The sequence below is a fragment of the Sedimentitalea todarodis genome (genome assembly GCF_032595355.1).
Lineage (GTDB): Bacteria > Pseudomonadota > Alphaproteobacteria > Rhodobacterales > Rhodobacteraceae > Sedimentitalea > Sedimentitalea todarodis.
In genome coordinates, this window is record NZ_JASMWN010000007.1 from 128,940 (window position 1) to 145,955 (window position 17,016).

The window sequence follows — 17,016 nt, forward strand, 5'->3', positions numbered from 1 at the left end:
GGCGGCGGCAACCGCCACCCCGCTGTGCCTTGTCCGAATTACTCCGCTGCCTTGCGGACCGGCGCGCCTTCGCCGTAAGGAACGTTGATGCCGCCATAGCGACGCACACGGACGTTACATTGTTCGGCATGTCCGACGAAGCCCTCCAGCATGCACAACCGGCTGCCGTACTCGCCGATCATCGTCGCCGCCTCATCGGTCAAGACCTTCTGATAGCTGTGGGTTTTCAGATACTTGCCAACCCAAAGGCCACCCGTATAGCGCCCCGCCTTCTTGGTTGGCAGGGTATGGTTGGTGCCGATCACCTTGTCGCCATTGGCGACATTGGTGCGCGGCCCGAGGAACAGAGCGCCATAGCAGGTCATGTTCTCAAGGAACCAATCGTCGCGGTCGGTCATCACCTGAACATGCTCGGACGCGATGTCATCCGCCGTTTCCAGCATTTCCTCGTAGGTGTCACAGACGATCACCTCGCCATAGTCCTCCCAACTGACCCTGGCGGTATTGGCCGTCGGCAGGATGCCCAGAAGACGTTCGATTTCTTCCAGCGTGCCGTCGGCCAATGCGCGGCTGTTGGTCAAGAGCACACAGGGGCTGTTGTAGCCATGCTCGGCCTGTCCCAGCAGGTCGGTGGCGCACAGTTCGGCATCGGCAGCGGTTTCGTCCGCGATCACCATGGTTTCGGTCGGCCCGGCGAACAGGTCGATGCCGACGCGGCCGAACAATTGCCGCTTGGCTTCGGCGACAAAGGCGTTGCCCGGCCCCACCAGCAGGTGCACCGGTTCGATGGTTTCGGTGCCGATGGCCATGGCCCCGACGGCCTGGATGCCGCCCAGAACGTAAATCTCGTCCGCCCCGCCCAGATGCATGGCAGCGATCACCGCCGGGTTCGGCTCGCCGCCAAACGGCGGGGTGCAGGCGATGATGCGCGGCACGCCCGCGACCTTGGCGGTGGCGACAGACATATGGGCGCTGGCGACCATCGGAAACTTGCCGCCCGGCACGTAGCAGCCGACCGACTGCACCGGAATGTTCTTGTGGCCCAGTATCACCCCCGGCAGGGTTTCCACTTCGATATCCAGCATCGAATCGCGCTGCGCCTGTGCGAAATTCCTGACCTGTTCCTGCGCGAACTTGATATCGGCCATTTCCTGATCGGACACCTTGGCCATCAAAGCGACGATTTGGTCCTGTGACAGGCGAAAGGCCTCTGGCGAATACTTGTCGAATTTCTCCGACAATTCGCGCACGGCAGTGTCGCCGCGCTCCTCGATGGCCTTTAGCGTGGATTCCACGATGGCACGGGTCTTGGCATCATCCTCGGCGCGGGCTTCTGCCGCCTTGCCGCGTTTCAGGTATTCGATCGTCATGTCAGTCCCTCTTGTTTCGCACCGGGCGAAACGCGCCGGCCCTCATCATAGTTTTCCCAGCCTTCACCCGCGAACACATCGCGACCGAGCTGGGCAAGAACATGCGGGAAATCGACCATCACCCAGTTGTCGGTGATACGGTCGTCCTTCACCTTCCAGAAATCCATATACCGGATGGTCACGCGCTTGCCGGTGGGGGCGATGCCCATGAAATCGCCACTGTGCGTTGCCTCTTGCCGCCCGAAGGCAGCGGCCCATTCTCCCATGTACAGACGTGCCTCGTCGATACAGACCTTGTCGGAAAACGCCGCCTGAAACGGGCGCTGCCAGTTGTCCTGAAACTCGCGCAGCCCATTCTTGGTGCCGCAGCCCTGATTGCCCATCCAGCGAAAGTTCTCGGCGAAAAAGTCTCCGATATCGGCAATGCGATGGTCGTTCAACCCATCCACCATGCCTTCGATAACGGTGCGGGTCGCCTCTGTCTTGGCCATATCGGTGCTACGGCTCAGAACGGCCTGTTCGGGTCTTGATCCTTTCATGTCAGCCTCCGTAGCCAAGGAATATCTGAGGCAGTACCAGCGACAGCCACGGAATGAACGCGATGATCAGCAGTGCCACCACCATGGCGACCACCCACGGGAAAATGCGCCGGGCGATCTGGTCGAACGGGATCTGCCCGACCTGTGCGGCCATGAACAGGTTGGCACCCAACGGCGGCGTCACGAACCCGATGGCCAGCGCCACGATCATGACGATGCCAAAATGCACCGGGTCGACACCCAACTGGGTCATGATCGGCAGCAACACCGGCGTCAGGATGACAATCGCCGCCAGAGTTTCAAGGAAAGTTCCCACAACCAGCAGGAGCGCGATTGCGGCCAGCAGAACGATGTATTTGCTTTGCGTCAGCGACAGCACGAACTGCGCCAGCTCGGTGGGGATCTTCTCCAATGCGATGATACGACCGAAGGCGACCGAAGCGCCAATGATCACCAGCACCGCCGACACCAGAAGCGCGGAATCCAGCATCATCTTTGGCAGATCGCGGAGCGGCAGTTCCTTGTAGACGAAGCAGCTGACGATCAGGGCATAAACCACCGCGACGGCAGAGCTTTCAGTCGGAGTCACGATGCCCGAATAAATTCCGCCCAACACCACAATCGGCATGGCCAGTGCCAGCTTGGCCTGGTTCAGCGCTGTCCAGACACTGCCTTCAAGGACCACCCGGTCGCCCTGGGCCACGGCTTTGCGGCGTTGCAGGATGTTATAGACGATGAGCGTCAGCGCGATGACAATGCCGGGCACGATCCCGGCCATGAACAAGGCGGTGACGGAAACGCCGGCCGCGACGGCATAGACGATCATCACCACCGAGGGCGGGATCATCACGCCCAGCCCACCGGCGCTGGCAACCATGGCCCCGGCATAGGCACGGTCGTAGCAACGTTCGACCAGTGCCGGGATCATCGCCAGACCGATGGCCGCCACGGTCGCGCTTCCGGTGCCCGAAATCGCGGCAAAGAACAGGCAGGCCATGATCGTGACAGTCCCCAGATCACCGGGGCTGCGGCCAAACGCACGGTCGGCCACCGCGATCAGCCGCCGCGAAATACCGCCCTGCGCCATCAGGCTGCCCGCAAGGGTGAACAGGACAACAGCGATCAGAGTGAAGCTGTTGATGCCCGACACCAGTCCAAGCGCGTACAAATCAAAGCTCAGGAACGGGATATAGGCGATGGCCAGGAGGCTGGCGGTCCCAAGCGCGATGCCGATGGGTACGCCAATCACGAGCGAGAGAAAGAAGCTGCCGAAGAGAATTGCGGTGGTCATCGGTCAAACATCCATCTGCGGGCCAAGATGCGTGTCCCCGCGGGCCACAACACGCCAGAGCGAGTGGACCAGCCGCGCCGAACTGAGCGCGCCCGACAGGATGATCGCCGCATACAGCACACCCAGCGGCCATTCCGTCGAACTCAGGATCTTGCCGCGGTCGAACGCTTGCTGGGTGATCACCACACCCAGCCAGCAAACCATCACCGAATAGGCAAGGAACACGAATTCGGCCAGTGCAAAGACCCATCGCCGCGCGGCCTCGGGCATCATGTCCAGAACAACAGTGACCCGCATGTGGCGACGTTCACGGATCGCGTAGCTGACCCCGAAATAGATCATGTAGACAAAGCAAAACCGCGCCAGTTCGTTGGCCACGGCAACCGAAGTCGAAAAAGCGAAACGTGCAATAACATCGACGAACACCAGCAGAATGATCGCCCCAAGCATGCCCACGATCACAACCGGCTCGAACCATTTCTCCAAAGCACGCATTCGCCTGTTTCCTTTCCAGCAGACTACTTGCCGATTGCCGCCATGAAGGTGTCATAGAATTCGGTGCCGACCTTGGCGCGAATATCCGCTTCGATGGCTGCATTCATGGTGTCGGCCAGGCGTTGCTTGTCAGCAGCGGGAAGCTCGTTGATCTCCAGTCCGACCTCTTCCAGTTCAACGAGGGTCGCAGCGTTGGCGGCGGCGGCCAGTTCGCGCTGTTTCACGACAGTTTCGCTGGCCACGTCCATGATAAGTGTCTGATCCTCGGGGCTCAGGCCCTGAAACCAGTCCAGATTGGCCATCCACAGTTCCGGCCAATAGATATGTCCGGTCAGCGATACGTACTTCTGCACTTCAAAGAACCGTTCGATGACCATCGAATTCAAGGCGCTTTCCTGCCCGTCGATCAGCCCCTGTTGCAGCGACGAATAGATTTCGCCCCAGGCCAGCGGAACCGGAACGGCGTCAACCGAACGCCACGCCTTGATCGCGATCGGGTTGTCGGCCGAGCGCATCCGAAGTCCGGCAAAGGCCTCGTAGCTGTCCAGTGGCGCACGGCTGTTGGTGAAACTGCGGAAGCCCAGTTCCATGAACCCCATGTTTTTCAGCCCACGGGCCTCCATCGCATCGGAAATCGACTGGCCCGCCGCGCCATCCAGCAATTCACGCGCCTGTTCCTCGTTCTCAAACAGAAGGAACTGGTCAAGAATTGCCAACTGATCGACCGCCGCGCTCAGCAGCACCGAGGCGCCGGTGGTCATCGTGATATTGCCCGATTGCACAAGTTCCGTCATTTCCTTGACGCTGCCCAACTGACCACCCGGAAACAATTCGACCTGCATTTCACCGTTGGAGCGTTCTGCGATCTGCTCCTGGAAATAGAGCAGCGCCTGATGGATCGGTGAGGATTCCGGCGTGGCATGGCCAATCCGGATGGTGCTGTCCGCAAACGCCGGAACGGTCAGGGCGAGCGACAGGCCAGCAGCGGCAAGGAGGGTATGTTTCATTGGTTTGTACCTTTCTATGTGAGCGTCACTGGAGCGTCAGCCTTTGACCGCCCCGGCTGTCAGACCACTGACGATCTGGCGTTGAAACACCATGACCAACAGGAACAACGGCGCGGTGATAGACACGGCGGCAGCGATTGCCTCGACCTGATCGGTGGTGGTGGTTTCGCGGTTGAAGTACCCTGCAATCGCCGGAACCATGGTCTGGTTCTGCGCATCCAGCAGTAGCGATGTCACCAGGAAGTCGTTGTATCCCAGCAGGAAGCTGAACAGACCCGTTGTGATGACACCCGGCCACATGACCGGCATGATAACGCGCCGGAACGCCTGAAAATGCGAACAGCCATCGACGCGCGCTGCCTCGTCCAGTTCTGCCGGAATGTTCTGAAAGAACGACCGCAGCATCCAGATGGTGAAGGGCTGGTTGATTGCGACCAGCACCGCGATGACCGCATAGGGCTGTCCGTAAAGCGTCGGGGCCGCGTCCCCCAGGATCGGACGCAGGATTTCCGACGAATTGATGAAGACCGGCAGATAGCCCGCCACCAGCACCGAATGCGGCAGCGCCCGGAAGATCAGGGCCAGGATCAGCAGCCAGAAGGCCAGATTCGATCCCGACCGCGCCAGCCCGTAGCCCGCCAGTGTGCCGACGGTCAGCGATACGGTGACCACGCCCGCGGTCACGATCAGCGAGTTGAGGAAGTTGCGGTAGAACTCGTTCTCGACCCAGACCGACACGTAGTTCTTTGTGGTCAGCCCTATGATCGGCTCGCCCAGCGGTCCGGTGATCGCATTCACCCCGACCAGCAACCACGGCAGGATGCCAAAGAACACCACGACAAAGGTCAGCGCAAAGCCAAGCACTGCGATGACCCAGCCGATGATCACCGTGCCCGGCTTTGTGAACTTCTCGATCATCTCCGGCAGATGCTTGAAGGCAAAGCGGAAACTGAGCCAGAGCACAAAGAGCCCGATCACGATGTCCATGACGCTCAGGCCGTTCCCCTCGGCCCGCGTAGCCGGGCCAAAGATCACATCCAGCGGATTTGACGCAAAGGCGTCGACCGGACTCTTGAAGCTCATCACCAGGATCCAGAAGATCGGGAAGGCGGCAAGCAGGCACCAGAATGTCAAGAAACTGGCGGACCCTATACGTAGTGCGACGGATTGGCGAAGTGCCTTGGGTGTAGACATATCAGTGGCTCCCCTTGTGGTCGCGCCAAGTGCGCTTGAGCGGCAGGATCAGCAGGATGACAATTCCCACCATGGTCAGCATGGCCGTGGCCGATGCGCGGCTGATCGCACGGTTTCCGGCATCGTCCGGCGTCAGGAAGTCATAGGTCAGCCACTGCAGCGAAATGACGTAGCTCTGGCTCTTGAATGCGACGATCTCTTCGAACACCCGGTAGCAGTCCATCAGGTGGATGAGAGCGATGAAAACAATCAGCGGCATCAGATGCGGTACGATGACAAATCGCAGGCGTTCCCACCGGCTGGCGCCGTCAATGATCGCGCTTTCCAATGTGTCCTGATTCACCGTCTGAAGGCCGGCGTAAAAGATGACAAAGGCAAACGGCGCCACGTGCCAGACCCGGTAGAACATCATCATCAGCTCAAAGGTCCAGGCCTGCGTGAACATGGAAATATCCGTCCCGCTCCACCATTCCATGGCCGACGTCAGGATGCCGTCACCGATGAACAGCCAATAGATCGACAGGCCGCCGATGATCGGTGTGATGATGAAAGGAAGAAGCGAGATAAAGATGACCGGCCCCCGGACCGACCGGATCGCATTGTTCACGGCCAGGGCGATGCCCAATCCGACGATCAGCACCAAGGGCAGGGTCAGCAGCGTGAAGGTCAGCGTGAACCGCAGCGCCTTCCAGAAATCGATGCTCATCAGCTCGCTCCAGCTGCCGTTGCCAATCGCCTCGGCCACCCGGTCCAGTTCCAGAACGTTGCGATAGCTTTCCAGACCGGCGAAATAGGTATTGGTCTGCATCTTGCCATCTTCGCCGATGATCGGCTGGCTCTTCACCTCAGTCACGCAGACCGGCTGCGGGAATCCCGGTGTACAGGTCTCGATCTCAACCTGCTCGAACACCGGTTGCGTGACATAGAAGCTCTGGATGAACACGCTGATCAGCGGCAACGCGATGAACAGGATCATCATGAAAAGCGAAGGTCCAACAAACGCCGCGAAAGTCTTGAATTTCATGGTCCTGCCCTCATTCTGTGACTATCGGTTTCGGGGTCGGCGAGGCGCTGCAAAGCGGCCTCCGTCCTGCAGGATGCAGGGGATCGTGCGAGAGGCGCGGCCCGCGCCTCCCGGTCGTGCGATGCGGATCCGGTTACTGGATCAGCCCGGCTTCCTTGGCCGAGACCAGATATTCGTCCTCGATCGCCTGCAGCGTCGCCTCGGCATCGGTGGCGCCGGTCAGGTAGTTGCTGACCTTGTTGCCGACTGCCGTATGCATCAGCCCCATGGCCGAGGTTGACGGATACGAAACTGCCGACGGCTGTGCCTGAAGTGTCGCGATCGCACCCTGCGCCAGACGTCCCGGCTCATAGCCCGGCACCAGCCAGACAGCCGCATCGTTGTTGGCCTTGACCATTTCGGAGTCCAGCCCTTCCACGATCAAGCGGAACGCTGCCTCGGCCTCTTCATCGGAGATGTTCTTGGCGATGACGATGCCATCCCACCAGATCGTGGTTGCGGGCGGGCCACCTTCAAAGGCACGCGGTGCCGCGGCCCCGTTGACCAACCCGACAACCTGGCTTTCGGCCTCGTCATCGGCGGCGCCGGCCCGGCTGGCCCAGAGGTTCGCCATGGCGATCTTGCCCTGCTGGAACTGCTGCTGAACATAGGTCGAGTCCGAAATCAGGTATTCCGGATCAAGATATTCGGTCGACGCCTTCATCATTTCCAACGCCTTGACCCCGGCCTCGGTGTTCACCGTGGGCATGTTGTTGTCATCGACGAATTTCCCGCCGAAGCCAAAGAACATGTTGTTGAAGTCCTGAGACAGGTTCCAGCCGGTCTTCATCGTTGCACCCAACGGATAGTCGACCACTCCCGCATCCCGGATCTTGGCCGCAGCTTCCAGAACCTGGTCCCAGGTTTCCGGCACCGGGATCTCCAGTTGCTCGAGGATGTCATTGCGATACATCAGATGCTGGGTGTTCACCATCATCGCGATGGCCATGACCTTGCCATCAATGCGGATGAGCTGATTGGCGGTCAGGTCCTGGCCATATTTTTCGACCAGATCATCCAGCGGACGGATCGTCCCTTCGTTGATCAGCGGCGTGATCGTCCCGTTCGAGACTCCACCCAGGGCATACAACGAGGGGTTGGCCGCAAAGGCAGCAGGCTGTTTCTGGCGGAATTCCTGATCCAGTTCGGCTTCGAAATTACCGCATTCTTCCATCGCCGAGGCAACGGCCTTCCAGGCTTCGAACCCCGCAGACAGCATGCTGACCGGGGTTTCGTTCTTGATTTCGCAGGCCAATGTGGCGGTTCCGACAACCGACACTGCCCCGGCTAGGACGAGTGTTCTGACATTCATTGGGGTGTTTCCTCCTGTTGAGATTTTTCTTGGTACGACTGTGCTGCCGTAACAGAGGTTTTCTGTTACTGCGCCAGCCTTTTTCCGGTCTTGCTATCAAAGAGATGACAGATCGTTGTCGGGACCGAGTACGACACCGAGTCGCCGATCTCGGCCCGGTATTCCTTGTGCGCCTTGACCGATACCAGTTCGCCACCGGCGCGCACCGTCAGCATCGTCGCATCCCCCAACAGTTCGATCGTATAGAGCGGGGCGGTGATCTGTCCCGTGGTGCCTTCGACCACTTCGGCGTCCTCGGCCCTAAAGCCCAGCGTCGCCGGCCCGTCCGACGCGCTCAGCCCGGAAATCGAAACGTTGCGCCCGGTGAACGTCCCGCCCTTGATCTCGCCTTCCATCAGGTTCATGGCCGGTGAGCCGATGAAACTGGCGACAAAGGTATTTGCCGGGTTGTCATAGATATCGGTTGGTGTGCCGACCTGCTGAACCACCCCGGCTTTCATCACGACGACCCGATCCGCCAGCGTCATCGCCTCGATCTGGTCATGGGTCACGTAGACCGTTGTGACCTTCAGTTCATGGCTGAGATTCTTGATCTGCGCGCGCGTTGAGACTCGCAATTTGGCGTCGAGGTTGGACAGGGGTTCGTCCATCAGAAAGACCGACGGCTTGCGTACGATGGCCCGCGCGAGGGCGACACGCTGGCGCTGACCACCCGACAGTTCGGCAGGCTTGCGATGCAGAAAATCGGTCAATTCGACCATCTCTGCCGCTTTCATCACCCGGTCGTCGTGCGTGGCCGGATCGGCCTTGCGAACCTTGAGAGGAAAGCGGATGTTTTCGTAGACATTCAAGTGCGGGTACAGTCCGTAGGACTGGAACACCATGGCCACATCGCGGTCCTTGGGATCGAGATCATTCACAACCCGATCACCGATCCAGATCTCGCCACCGCTGGCTTCTTCCAATCCGGCAATCATTCGCATCGTGGTTGTCTTGCCACAACCGGAGGGACCAAGAAGGACGAGGAATTCCTGATCTGCAATGGTCAGATCGAAATCGTCGACCCCTACAAAAGACCCCCAGCGTTTGGAAATGTTCTTGAGTTGAATTTCGGCCATATCTCTCCCCCGCAGCGTTTGCATACGCATGCAAAAGTTAGGCGCCGCTCGAAATTATCGCAAGACAAAATTTGCAATCGTATGCAAAATTTTGATAAATGCACTGCAATAGACCGTGTAAGTATTTGTAAACACGCCCTGAAAAATGTCAATCTCTTCCGCGGGTCCTTCAATTTGGCTGACCTGCCCCAAGAGGACTCTCTGAACGCATCTGGCAGACGGGTGACCCGGCGCAGACCCATCCGCATGAAAATGTTCTGGCACCAACGTTTGACGTGCTGTTCTTACCCGTGTCTGGCGTGCCCAGTATTATCGTTAGCCGGGTGCCACCCCAGATTGCAGGCAATCGCTTGCACTCATCGCAGTCAGTACCCGCAATGGCGCCAGACCGCTTGCTTCACATTGCATAGACCAGATCGCCACCAGACATGATCAGAACGAGGCGTCTGATTGAACGGTTTGGACCGCCGAGACGCGCCCCGCGGTTTGTTGGGCGGAACACAAGAAGGGTTTTCAGCAACGCACCGACACCCCATATACGAAACAAACAGACAGGAGAATATGATGAGCTGGAACCCCGCACTGGCCCCAGGCTGCCCCGATGAAATCGGCGTAGACGCCATTGAGACTCTGATTATTCCCCGTGCGCGCGACCTTGGCGGGTTCGAAGTCAAGCGCGCGCTGCCTGCACCAAAACGCCAGATGGTCGGCCCGTTCATATTCTTCGATCAGGCGGGTCCGGCCGAGTTCCTTGCAGGGCAAGGCATCGATGTGCGCCCGCATCCTCATATCGGGTTGGGCACCGTCACATATCTCTACCAAGGCGATTTCCATCATCGCGACAGCATCGGCACGGACCAGATCATCCGCCCCGGCGCACTCAACTGGATGGTAGCTGGCAAAGGCGTGACCCATTCCGAGCGGACCTCGGATGAGGGACGCAGCGGGCCGCATTCGCTATTCGGAATTCAGACCTGGATGGCCCTGCCGGAGGACAAGGAAGACATGGGTCCGATCTTTGAACACCACGGCAAAGACGCCATCCCCGAGATCGAGGCCGACGGTGTCAACGCCAAGCTGATCCTCGGCACGGCCTACAGCGAGAGCGCCCCGGCGACGATGTTTTCGGAGACATTCTATCTTGACGTCACCCTGCAAGCAGGCGCGCGTTTCCCGTTGCCCGATGATCACGAAGATCGCGGTCTCTACATCACCCAAGGGTCGGTCAGCATTGCCGGTCAGGAATTTGACGCCGGGCAGATGATGGTGTTTCGTCCCGGCGATAGCATCACCGTCTCGGCGGGTTCGCAGGGCGCGCGACTGATGGCGCTTGGTGGAGCCACATTGAACGGTCCACGTCATGTGTGGTGGAACTTTGTGGCTTCCAGCAAGGACAAGATCGAAGCGGCGAAAGAAGAATGGCGCGCGACCCGCTGGGGTGACGGCTTGTTTGACCTGCCAGCCGATGATCGGGATGAGTTCATCCCACTGCCCGACTGACCTCGACCTAATTCTTCCGTTGGTATCGCCAAGTTCCTGACTGCGGCTTTCTTGGCTCGAATCATCCAATCAAGGCGTTTCGCGTATGACTTGGGTCATATGGTATCACCTAACGCGTTGAAATCTATGATTCAGGCAGTGTCAGGAGAGTCAGGTTTTGCGCGAAACGCTTTAGATCGAATAGCTCGGCAACTTTCGAAAGGCTTCCCTGAGAGCGTCACCCCAATTCGCGGAGATGCTTTGGAATATCTCATCGGTGGCTTCTATACGCTTCTTGCGATCCGAGCTGAAGGAATCGGTTTCGTATACTTCGACGTCGAATGGCAGTCCGACCCCCAGGTTGGCTTTGACGGTGGAATCAAATGAAACGAGTAGCAGCTTCACGGCGGCATCAAAGCTGAGATCGGGGTCATAGGCGCGCACCAGGATGGGTTTGCCGTACTTGGTTTCACCGATCTGGAAAAACGGAGTGTCTTCGGTGATCTCGATAAAATTGCCCTCGGGGTAGATCAGGAAGATTGTGGGCTGCCCACCCTCGATCTGCCCCCCCACGATGACGGATGCCCTGAACTGATCCTCGGAGGTTTGTCCAGCGGGGCTGCTGGCGGCGATGACTTCTTTGAGCGTTGTGCCAACCAGCCGCGCGATTTGGAACATTGTTGCCTGACGCAAGATACTGGGGTCGCGCTCCTCGGCTGATTTTGAGCGTTCTTCTAGCAGGCTTATCATGGATTGCGTTGTTGCAAGGTTGCCAGCCGTCATGATGGTGATCTTGCGCTCACCCGGAACAGTCCAGGTAAACATTTTCCGGCTGACCGAAAAGTTATCGACACCTGCACTTGTGCGGGTATCGGAAATAAATACAAGACCGCGTTTGATCCGCATGCCAACGCAATATGTCATTTCAGTTCGCCATTTGAATTGTGTTCAGGCTTGCTTACTGCTGCACCTGCAAAGTTACAATCATCGCTTCGTCCGATACGCCGATCCGCATACCGGAAATAGGGGCCGCGTCACGCGCATCGCGACCGATGGCGATACGCACATATTTCTCATCCGGAGCGACACCGTTGGACACGTCAAAGCCGACCCAGCCCAGATCATCCAGATGAGCTTCGGCCCACGCATGGCTTGCGTCCTGGTCAATCTGATCGTTGATCATCAGATAGCCGCTGACATAGCGTGCCGGAATGCCCGCATCGCGGGCCGCTGCCACGAAAATATGGGCATGGTCCTGACACACGCCATGTCCAATCTTCAGCGCCTCTTCGGCTGTGGTGTCCGTATTTGTTTCGCCTGTTTGATAGGGTGTAGCTTGCAATACTGCGGCGGAAAGGGCGTGCAACCCGGCCAGATCAGAGTCACTTTGACCCAGCACTTTGGCAAGCGCCTGGACACGGTCACCTGGACTCGTAAGCGCGGTGGCCTGCGCGAAATGCCAAAGCGGGGCGCAGCCGTAAACCTTGCCCAGCACACCAGCTGTGTCACGGGTGGTGACGGTGCCGGCCGCAGAGATGGTCAAGACCTGCGCGCCGGGCTCGATACTGACCAGATCGGTGTGATTGCCATAGTGATCCAGGTAACTGGCTTCAATTTTTCCGCCTTCCACGACCATCTCCCAATCAGAGATATCCTGCAGAGGTGATGGCAGCGGATGCAGTCGAACCTTTTGCAGCGCGTAATCAACAGGCTGATCGTAGTTGTACCGCGTCGTATGATTTACATGAAGCTGCATCTAGTTGTTGAACCTGTAGTCCTGCTCGATCTGCTGACCGAGGGTTGCAGTATCGCGGATCACGGACCCCAGAAATTCATGCAGACCTTCATCAAAGATCGAGGAGATATCGCGGTTGTCAAGACGTGCACACAACGTGTCGGCCAACCCATGGCTGGCGCACCGCCCGCCATAGCTATCAGCCAGGTTGCCAAGGTTGGCCACGATTTCGTCCATGCAGAACAACAACGAGCGCGGCATTCTCCGGTCAAGTATCAGGAAACTTGCAATTGCCGGAGCAGTATAACCCTCTTCCACCGCCCAGCGGAACGACCGATGCGCAGACACCGAGCGCAGCAGGGTTTCCCACTGCACGTTATCGAGCCTGCCCCCCACAAACGAGGATGCAGGCAGCAGGGCGTGATATTTTACGTCAATGATCCGCGCGGTGTTGTCGGCGCGTTCTATGAAAATGCCAATCTGGCAGAAATGGTAGGTGTCTTTGCGCAGCATCGTGCCGGTCAGGGCGCCACGCACAAAAGCACATTGCTGGCGGATCGCGGCCAGTAGTTCTGGAAGCTCCGTTTCCTTGACCGGATGCTTCAATATGTCACAAAGCAACATCCATGTTTCATTGACCGCCACCCAAACCTCCGACGTGAGCGCCGTGCGCACGAGCCGGGCATTGTCACGGGCCGATTTGACCGCCGAGAAAACGGAGCCGGGATTATCAGTATCACGCAAGAGAAAGTTGGTAACCCGGGCACTATCGTAGCCGTCGTACGTCGCTTCGTAAGCCGACTGCGCGGCCGACGTGACAATCACGGATTTCCATTCAGCCTCGGCGTCCGTGGACCGTGTCAGTGCGATGCGAAAGCCCGCTTCGATAAGACGCGTCGTGTTTTCCGCCCGCTCAAGTGAGCGGAACATCCAATACAGACCCCCTGCGGTTTTTCCCAGCATCAGTCTTCCAATACCCAGGTATCTTTGGTGCCGCCACCCTGGCTTGAATTGACGACCAGGCTGCCCTCTTTGAGCGCCACACGGGTCAGGCCGCCGGGTGTGATGTCGACGCCATTGGGTGAGACAAGCGCAAAAGGCCGCAGATCGACATGGCGTGGTGCAAGGCCCTTTTTGGTGAAAATCGGCACCGTCGACAATGACAGTGTAGGTTGCGCGATATAGTTGTGCGGCCGAGCTTTGAGTTTTTCTGCAAATTCCGAAAGTTCATGCCTGCTGGCGGCAGGGCCGACCAACATGCCATAGCCGCCCGAGCCATGCACTTCTTTCACGACCAGGTCGGCAAGGTTGTCGAGTACGTATTGCAGCGCTTGCGATTCTGAACACCGGTGGGTTTCAACGTTCTTCAGAATCGCGCGTTCACCAGTGTAAAACTCGATGATATCCGGCATGTAGCTGTAGATCGCCTTGTCATCCGCGACGCCGGTGCCGGGGGCGTTGGCAATTGTGATGTTACCAGCGCGATAGACATCCATGATGCCCGGCACGCCCAGCATGGATTTGGGATTGAAGGTCAACGGATCAAGAAAGTCATCATCAACGCGGCGGTAGAGCACATCGATCACTCTGTAGCCGCGGGTCGTACGCATTGCGATATGGCCATCCACAACACGCAAATCATGGCCTTCTACCAGTTCGACACCCATCTGGTCAGCCAGAAAACTATGTTCGTAATAGGCCGAATTGTGAATCCCGGGCGTCAGCACCGCAACACAAGGTCGCCCCGTGCAAGACGCCGGCGCCGAAGCGGCGAGCGAGCGGCGGAGGCTCTTGGGATAGTCACCAACCTGTTGCACCCTGATTTTGCTGAAAAGTTCAGGAAACATCTGCAACATCGTCTCGCGATTTTCCAGCATGTAGCTGACACCGGATGGCGTGCGCGCATTGTCCTCAAGCACGAAAAAATCATCTTCGCCGGTACGTACGATGTCTGTCCCGACGATATGGGTGTAAACATCGCCTGGCGGGCTGAAATCCATCATCTGCGGTAAGAAGGCGTCGTTGCGGGCGATCAGTTCAATCGGGACGACGCCAGCGCGCAATATCTCCTGCCGGTGATAGATGTCATGCAGGAATGCGTTGATCGCGCGCACACGTTGGTCGATGCCTTTGGAGATTTTTGACCACTCCCGGCTGGACACGATACGCGGGACCAAATCGAATGGAATTAGCCGTTCCTCACCATCGTTGTCGCCATAGACGTTGAAGGTTATCCCGGTCCGGCGAAAGAATGCTTCCGCCTGGGCTGCCTTTTTCGCCAATCGTTTCGCATCCTGCCCGGAAAACCAGTCCGCGTAGTGCACATACGGTTGCCGTACACCCTCGGGCGCCTGCATCTCGCTGAAGTGAGTATGTTCCAAATTCATCCTCGAACACTACAGCTTTGCCAGAACATAGCAACTTTGCAACGCAATGGTGAATGCCACGGACTCTGGGTTTCGGTTAGGGATCGATACTGGCTCACACCAAGATGGCCGCACGCTCTCACCTTACGGAGCAAGGTTCGACGATGCTCTCCTCTTCGGGAAATGTGGCCTAGAGAGAATAGACGAATACGGGGAAGTTGGACGACCGCCTGCCAGGTGGGGCAAGGTTGCCCCGGCGGAGTCGCCGGGGCATTTTTATGTCGAGGATCAGTGCCCCAGGGTCGCCGCGTCGACACGACGAGGGTCCGAGGCGCCAAAGATGTATCCGCTTTCCTTGTCCATGAGGATCGACTGGGTCGAGCCCATCACGGATTGTTCGCTCACCTTGTGACCCCGCTGTTCGAGCAAGCCGATGGTGTCGGCGCTGATGCCATCCTCGATCCGGATTTCATCCGGCAACCACTGGTGGTGGATACGGGGCGCAAAGGACGCCTCGGCAACGTTCATCCCATGATCGATTACGTTCATGATGACCTGCAACGTGGTTGTGATGATGCGCGAGCCGCCGGGCGAACCGGTCACCATGAACACCTCTCCGTCCTTCATCACGATCGTCGGCGACATCGACGACAGCGGCCGCTTGCCGCCCTCGACGGCATTGGCATCCCCTCCAATCAGGCCATAGGCATTGGGCACGCCGGGCTTGGCGGCAAAGTCGTCCATCTCGTTGTTCAGGAGAACGCCGGTGCCATCGGCAACCATTCCCGAGCCATAGGAGAAATTGATCGTGTAGGTGTTGGAAACGGCATTGCCATCCTTGTCCACGATCGAGAAATGGGTGGTCTGGTCGGACTCGTAGGGCGCAAGATCGCCCGGTTTGATGGTGACCGACGGGGTGGCCGCGTTGAGGCTGATCCCGGTGCGGATGTCGGCGGCGTAGGTTTTGGAGGTGATCTCTGCCAGAGGCACATCCACGAAATCACTGTCGCCAAGGTATTCCGAACGGTCGGCATAGGCGCGTTTCATCGCCTCGGCCATCAGATGAATTGTGTCGGCGGAATTGTGGCCGAGGAACGAAATCGGATAGTCCTCAAGGACGTTGAGGATCTGGATGATATGTGCACCACCCGAACTGGGCGGCGGCATCGAGACGATTTCGTAGCCGCGATAGGTGCCACGGACCGGATCGCGCAGAACCGGCGTGTAGCCGGCCATGTCCTCGACGGTCATCCGGCCACCGGCGGCCTGCACCGCTTCGGCGATTTTCGCCGCCGTTTCGCCTTTGTAGAATCCGTCCGGGCCTTCATCTGCGATCTTCTGAAGGGTATTGGCGAGATCTGCCTGAACCAGCGCCTCGCCGGGCTCGTAGAAACCGCCGCCTTCCTTGTAGAAGATGCTCTCCGAGGACGGCCACTTCTTGAGCCGGGCCTCGAGCCCCTTGAGGCTGTCGGCAAGTCCGGGCGTCACCGCGATACCGTCGCGGGCGAGCAGTATCGCCGGTTCGATGACTTCGGCGAGTGTCATGCTACCGTAGTTTTCGAGCGCCATCTGCATACCGGCAACCGTTCCGGGCACACCGACGGCCAGACCCGTGAAGCGGGAAAGTTCGCTGTCGGCATTGCCCTCGGCGTCGAGAAACATGTCGCGATCAGCGGTTGAAGGTGCCATTTCGCGATAGTCTATGGCCTTGGTCTCACCGGTCTCCGCGTCATGAATGATCATGAAGCCGCCGCCACCGATATTACCGGCTCGCGGGAGAGTTACCGCCAGCGCAAAGGCCACCGCGACACCTGCGTCAACGGCATTGCCGCCTGCCTTCAGGATGTCGAGGCCGATCTGCGCAGCCACAGCTTCTTGCGCCGAAACCATTCCGTTTTCTGCATACACCGGGTGTACGCGGTCGCTCCCGGAGAAAATCGCCGCTTCTTGTGCGTGCAGCGCGGGTGCCGCTGTCATCGCGAAGCATACAGCCCCTGTAAAAATGTGTCTCATTGAGTCCCTCCCATTTGTCATGCGTGTCTTGAGC

The 17,016-nt window shown here is 58.5% G+C and carries 15 protein-coding genes; 1 reads left to right on the plus strand and 14 read right to left on the minus strand.

Going from position 1 to position 17,016, the window contains the following annotated elements:
* Positions 1–38: 38 nt before the first annotated feature.
* From hisD to QO231_RS11285, 9 genes are all read right to left on the minus strand, one after another.
* A complete protein-coding gene (gene hisD, locus QO231_RS11245; RefSeq protein ID WP_316776130.1) occupies positions 39–1,370 on the minus strand; it encodes a histidinol dehydrogenase in 1,332 nt (443 codons plus the stop codon).
* Complete coding sequence (locus tag QO231_RS11250; protein WP_316776131.1) at positions 1,367–1,909, minus strand: ester cyclase; 543 nt, start codon at positions 1,907–1,909, stop codon at positions 1,367–1,369. Before QO231_RS11250 ends, hisD begins: the two co-directional genes overlap by 4 nt.
* Position 1,910: 1 nt before the next feature.
* Positions 1,911–3,200 carry a TRAP transporter large permease gene (locus tag QO231_RS11255; protein WP_316776133.1) on the minus strand — a complete coding sequence of 430 codons (1,290 nt, stop codon included), beginning with the start codon at positions 3,198–3,200 and terminating at the stop codon, positions 1,911–1,913.
* Between the two features lie 3 nt (positions 3,201–3,203).
* Positions 3,204–3,695 carry a TRAP transporter small permease gene (locus tag QO231_RS11260; protein WP_316776134.1) on the minus strand — a complete coding sequence of 164 codons (492 nt, stop codon included), beginning with the start codon at positions 3,693–3,695 and terminating at the stop codon, positions 3,204–3,206.
* A gap of 23 nt (positions 3,696–3,718) precedes the next feature.
* A complete protein-coding gene (locus QO231_RS11265) occupies positions 3,719–4,702 on the minus strand; it encodes a TRAP transporter substrate-binding protein (protein ID WP_316776136.1) in 984 nt (327 codons plus the stop codon).
* A 36-nt stretch (positions 4,703–4,738) separates the two neighbouring features.
* Entirely contained in the window at positions 4,739–5,896 is a 1,158-nt protein-coding gene (locus QO231_RS11270) for a carbohydrate ABC transporter permease (RefSeq protein WP_316776138.1), read from the minus strand.
* Position 5,897: 1 nt separating this feature from the next.
* The gene (locus tag QO231_RS11275; protein ID WP_316776139.1) at positions 5,898–6,920 is read right to left on the minus strand and encodes a carbohydrate ABC transporter permease; all 1,023 of its coding nucleotides are present in this window, start codon (positions 6,918–6,920) and stop codon (positions 5,898–5,900) included.
* A 133-nt stretch (positions 6,921–7,053) separates the two neighbouring features.
* Complete coding sequence (locus QO231_RS11280; protein WP_316776141.1) at positions 7,054–8,271, minus strand: ABC transporter substrate-binding protein; 1,218 nt, start codon at positions 8,269–8,271, stop codon at positions 7,054–7,056.
* Positions 8,272–8,336: 65 nt separating this feature from the next.
* Positions 8,337–9,389 (minus strand): ABC transporter ATP-binding protein, encoded by a 1,053-nt coding sequence (locus QO231_RS11285; RefSeq protein WP_316776143.1) that lies wholly within the window; start codon positions 9,387–9,389, stop codon positions 8,337–8,339.
* Positions 9,390–9,953: 564 nt separating this feature from the next.
* Here QO231_RS11285 and QO231_RS11290 point away from each other — a divergent pair.
* Positions 9,954–10,889, plus strand: coding sequence for a pirin family protein (locus QO231_RS11290; protein ID WP_316776144.1), 936 nt, complete (start codon positions 9,954–9,956; stop codon positions 10,887–10,889).
* 171 nt (positions 10,890–11,060) lie between these two features.
* Here the strand turns inward: QO231_RS11290 and QO231_RS11295 are convergent, their stop codons facing one another.
* From QO231_RS11295 to ggt, 5 genes are all read right to left on the minus strand, one after another.
* Entirely contained in the window at positions 11,061–11,792 is a 732-nt protein-coding gene (locus tag QO231_RS11295) for a peptidase (RefSeq protein ID WP_316776145.1), read from the minus strand.
* A 34-nt stretch (positions 11,793–11,826) separates the two neighbouring features.
* Positions 11,827–12,624 (minus strand): transglutaminase family protein, encoded by a 798-nt coding sequence (locus QO231_RS11300; protein WP_316776146.1) that lies wholly within the window; start codon positions 12,622–12,624, stop codon positions 11,827–11,829.
* On the minus strand, positions 12,625–13,566 hold the full coding sequence (locus QO231_RS11305; protein ID WP_316776148.1) for an alpha-E domain-containing protein: 942 nt from the start codon (positions 13,564–13,566) through the stop codon (positions 12,625–12,627).
* Entirely contained in the window at positions 13,566–14,990 is a 1,425-nt protein-coding gene (locus tag QO231_RS11310) for a circularly permuted type 2 ATP-grasp protein (RefSeq protein ID WP_316776150.1), read from the minus strand. Before QO231_RS11310 ends, QO231_RS11305 begins: the two co-directional genes overlap by 1 nt.
* Positions 14,991–15,257: 267 nt before the next feature.
* Positions 15,258–16,982 (minus strand): gamma-glutamyltransferase, encoded by a 1,725-nt coding sequence (gene ggt / locus QO231_RS11315; protein WP_316776152.1) that lies wholly within the window; start codon positions 16,980–16,982, stop codon positions 15,258–15,260.
* Positions 16,983–17,016: the final 34 nt, after the last annotated feature.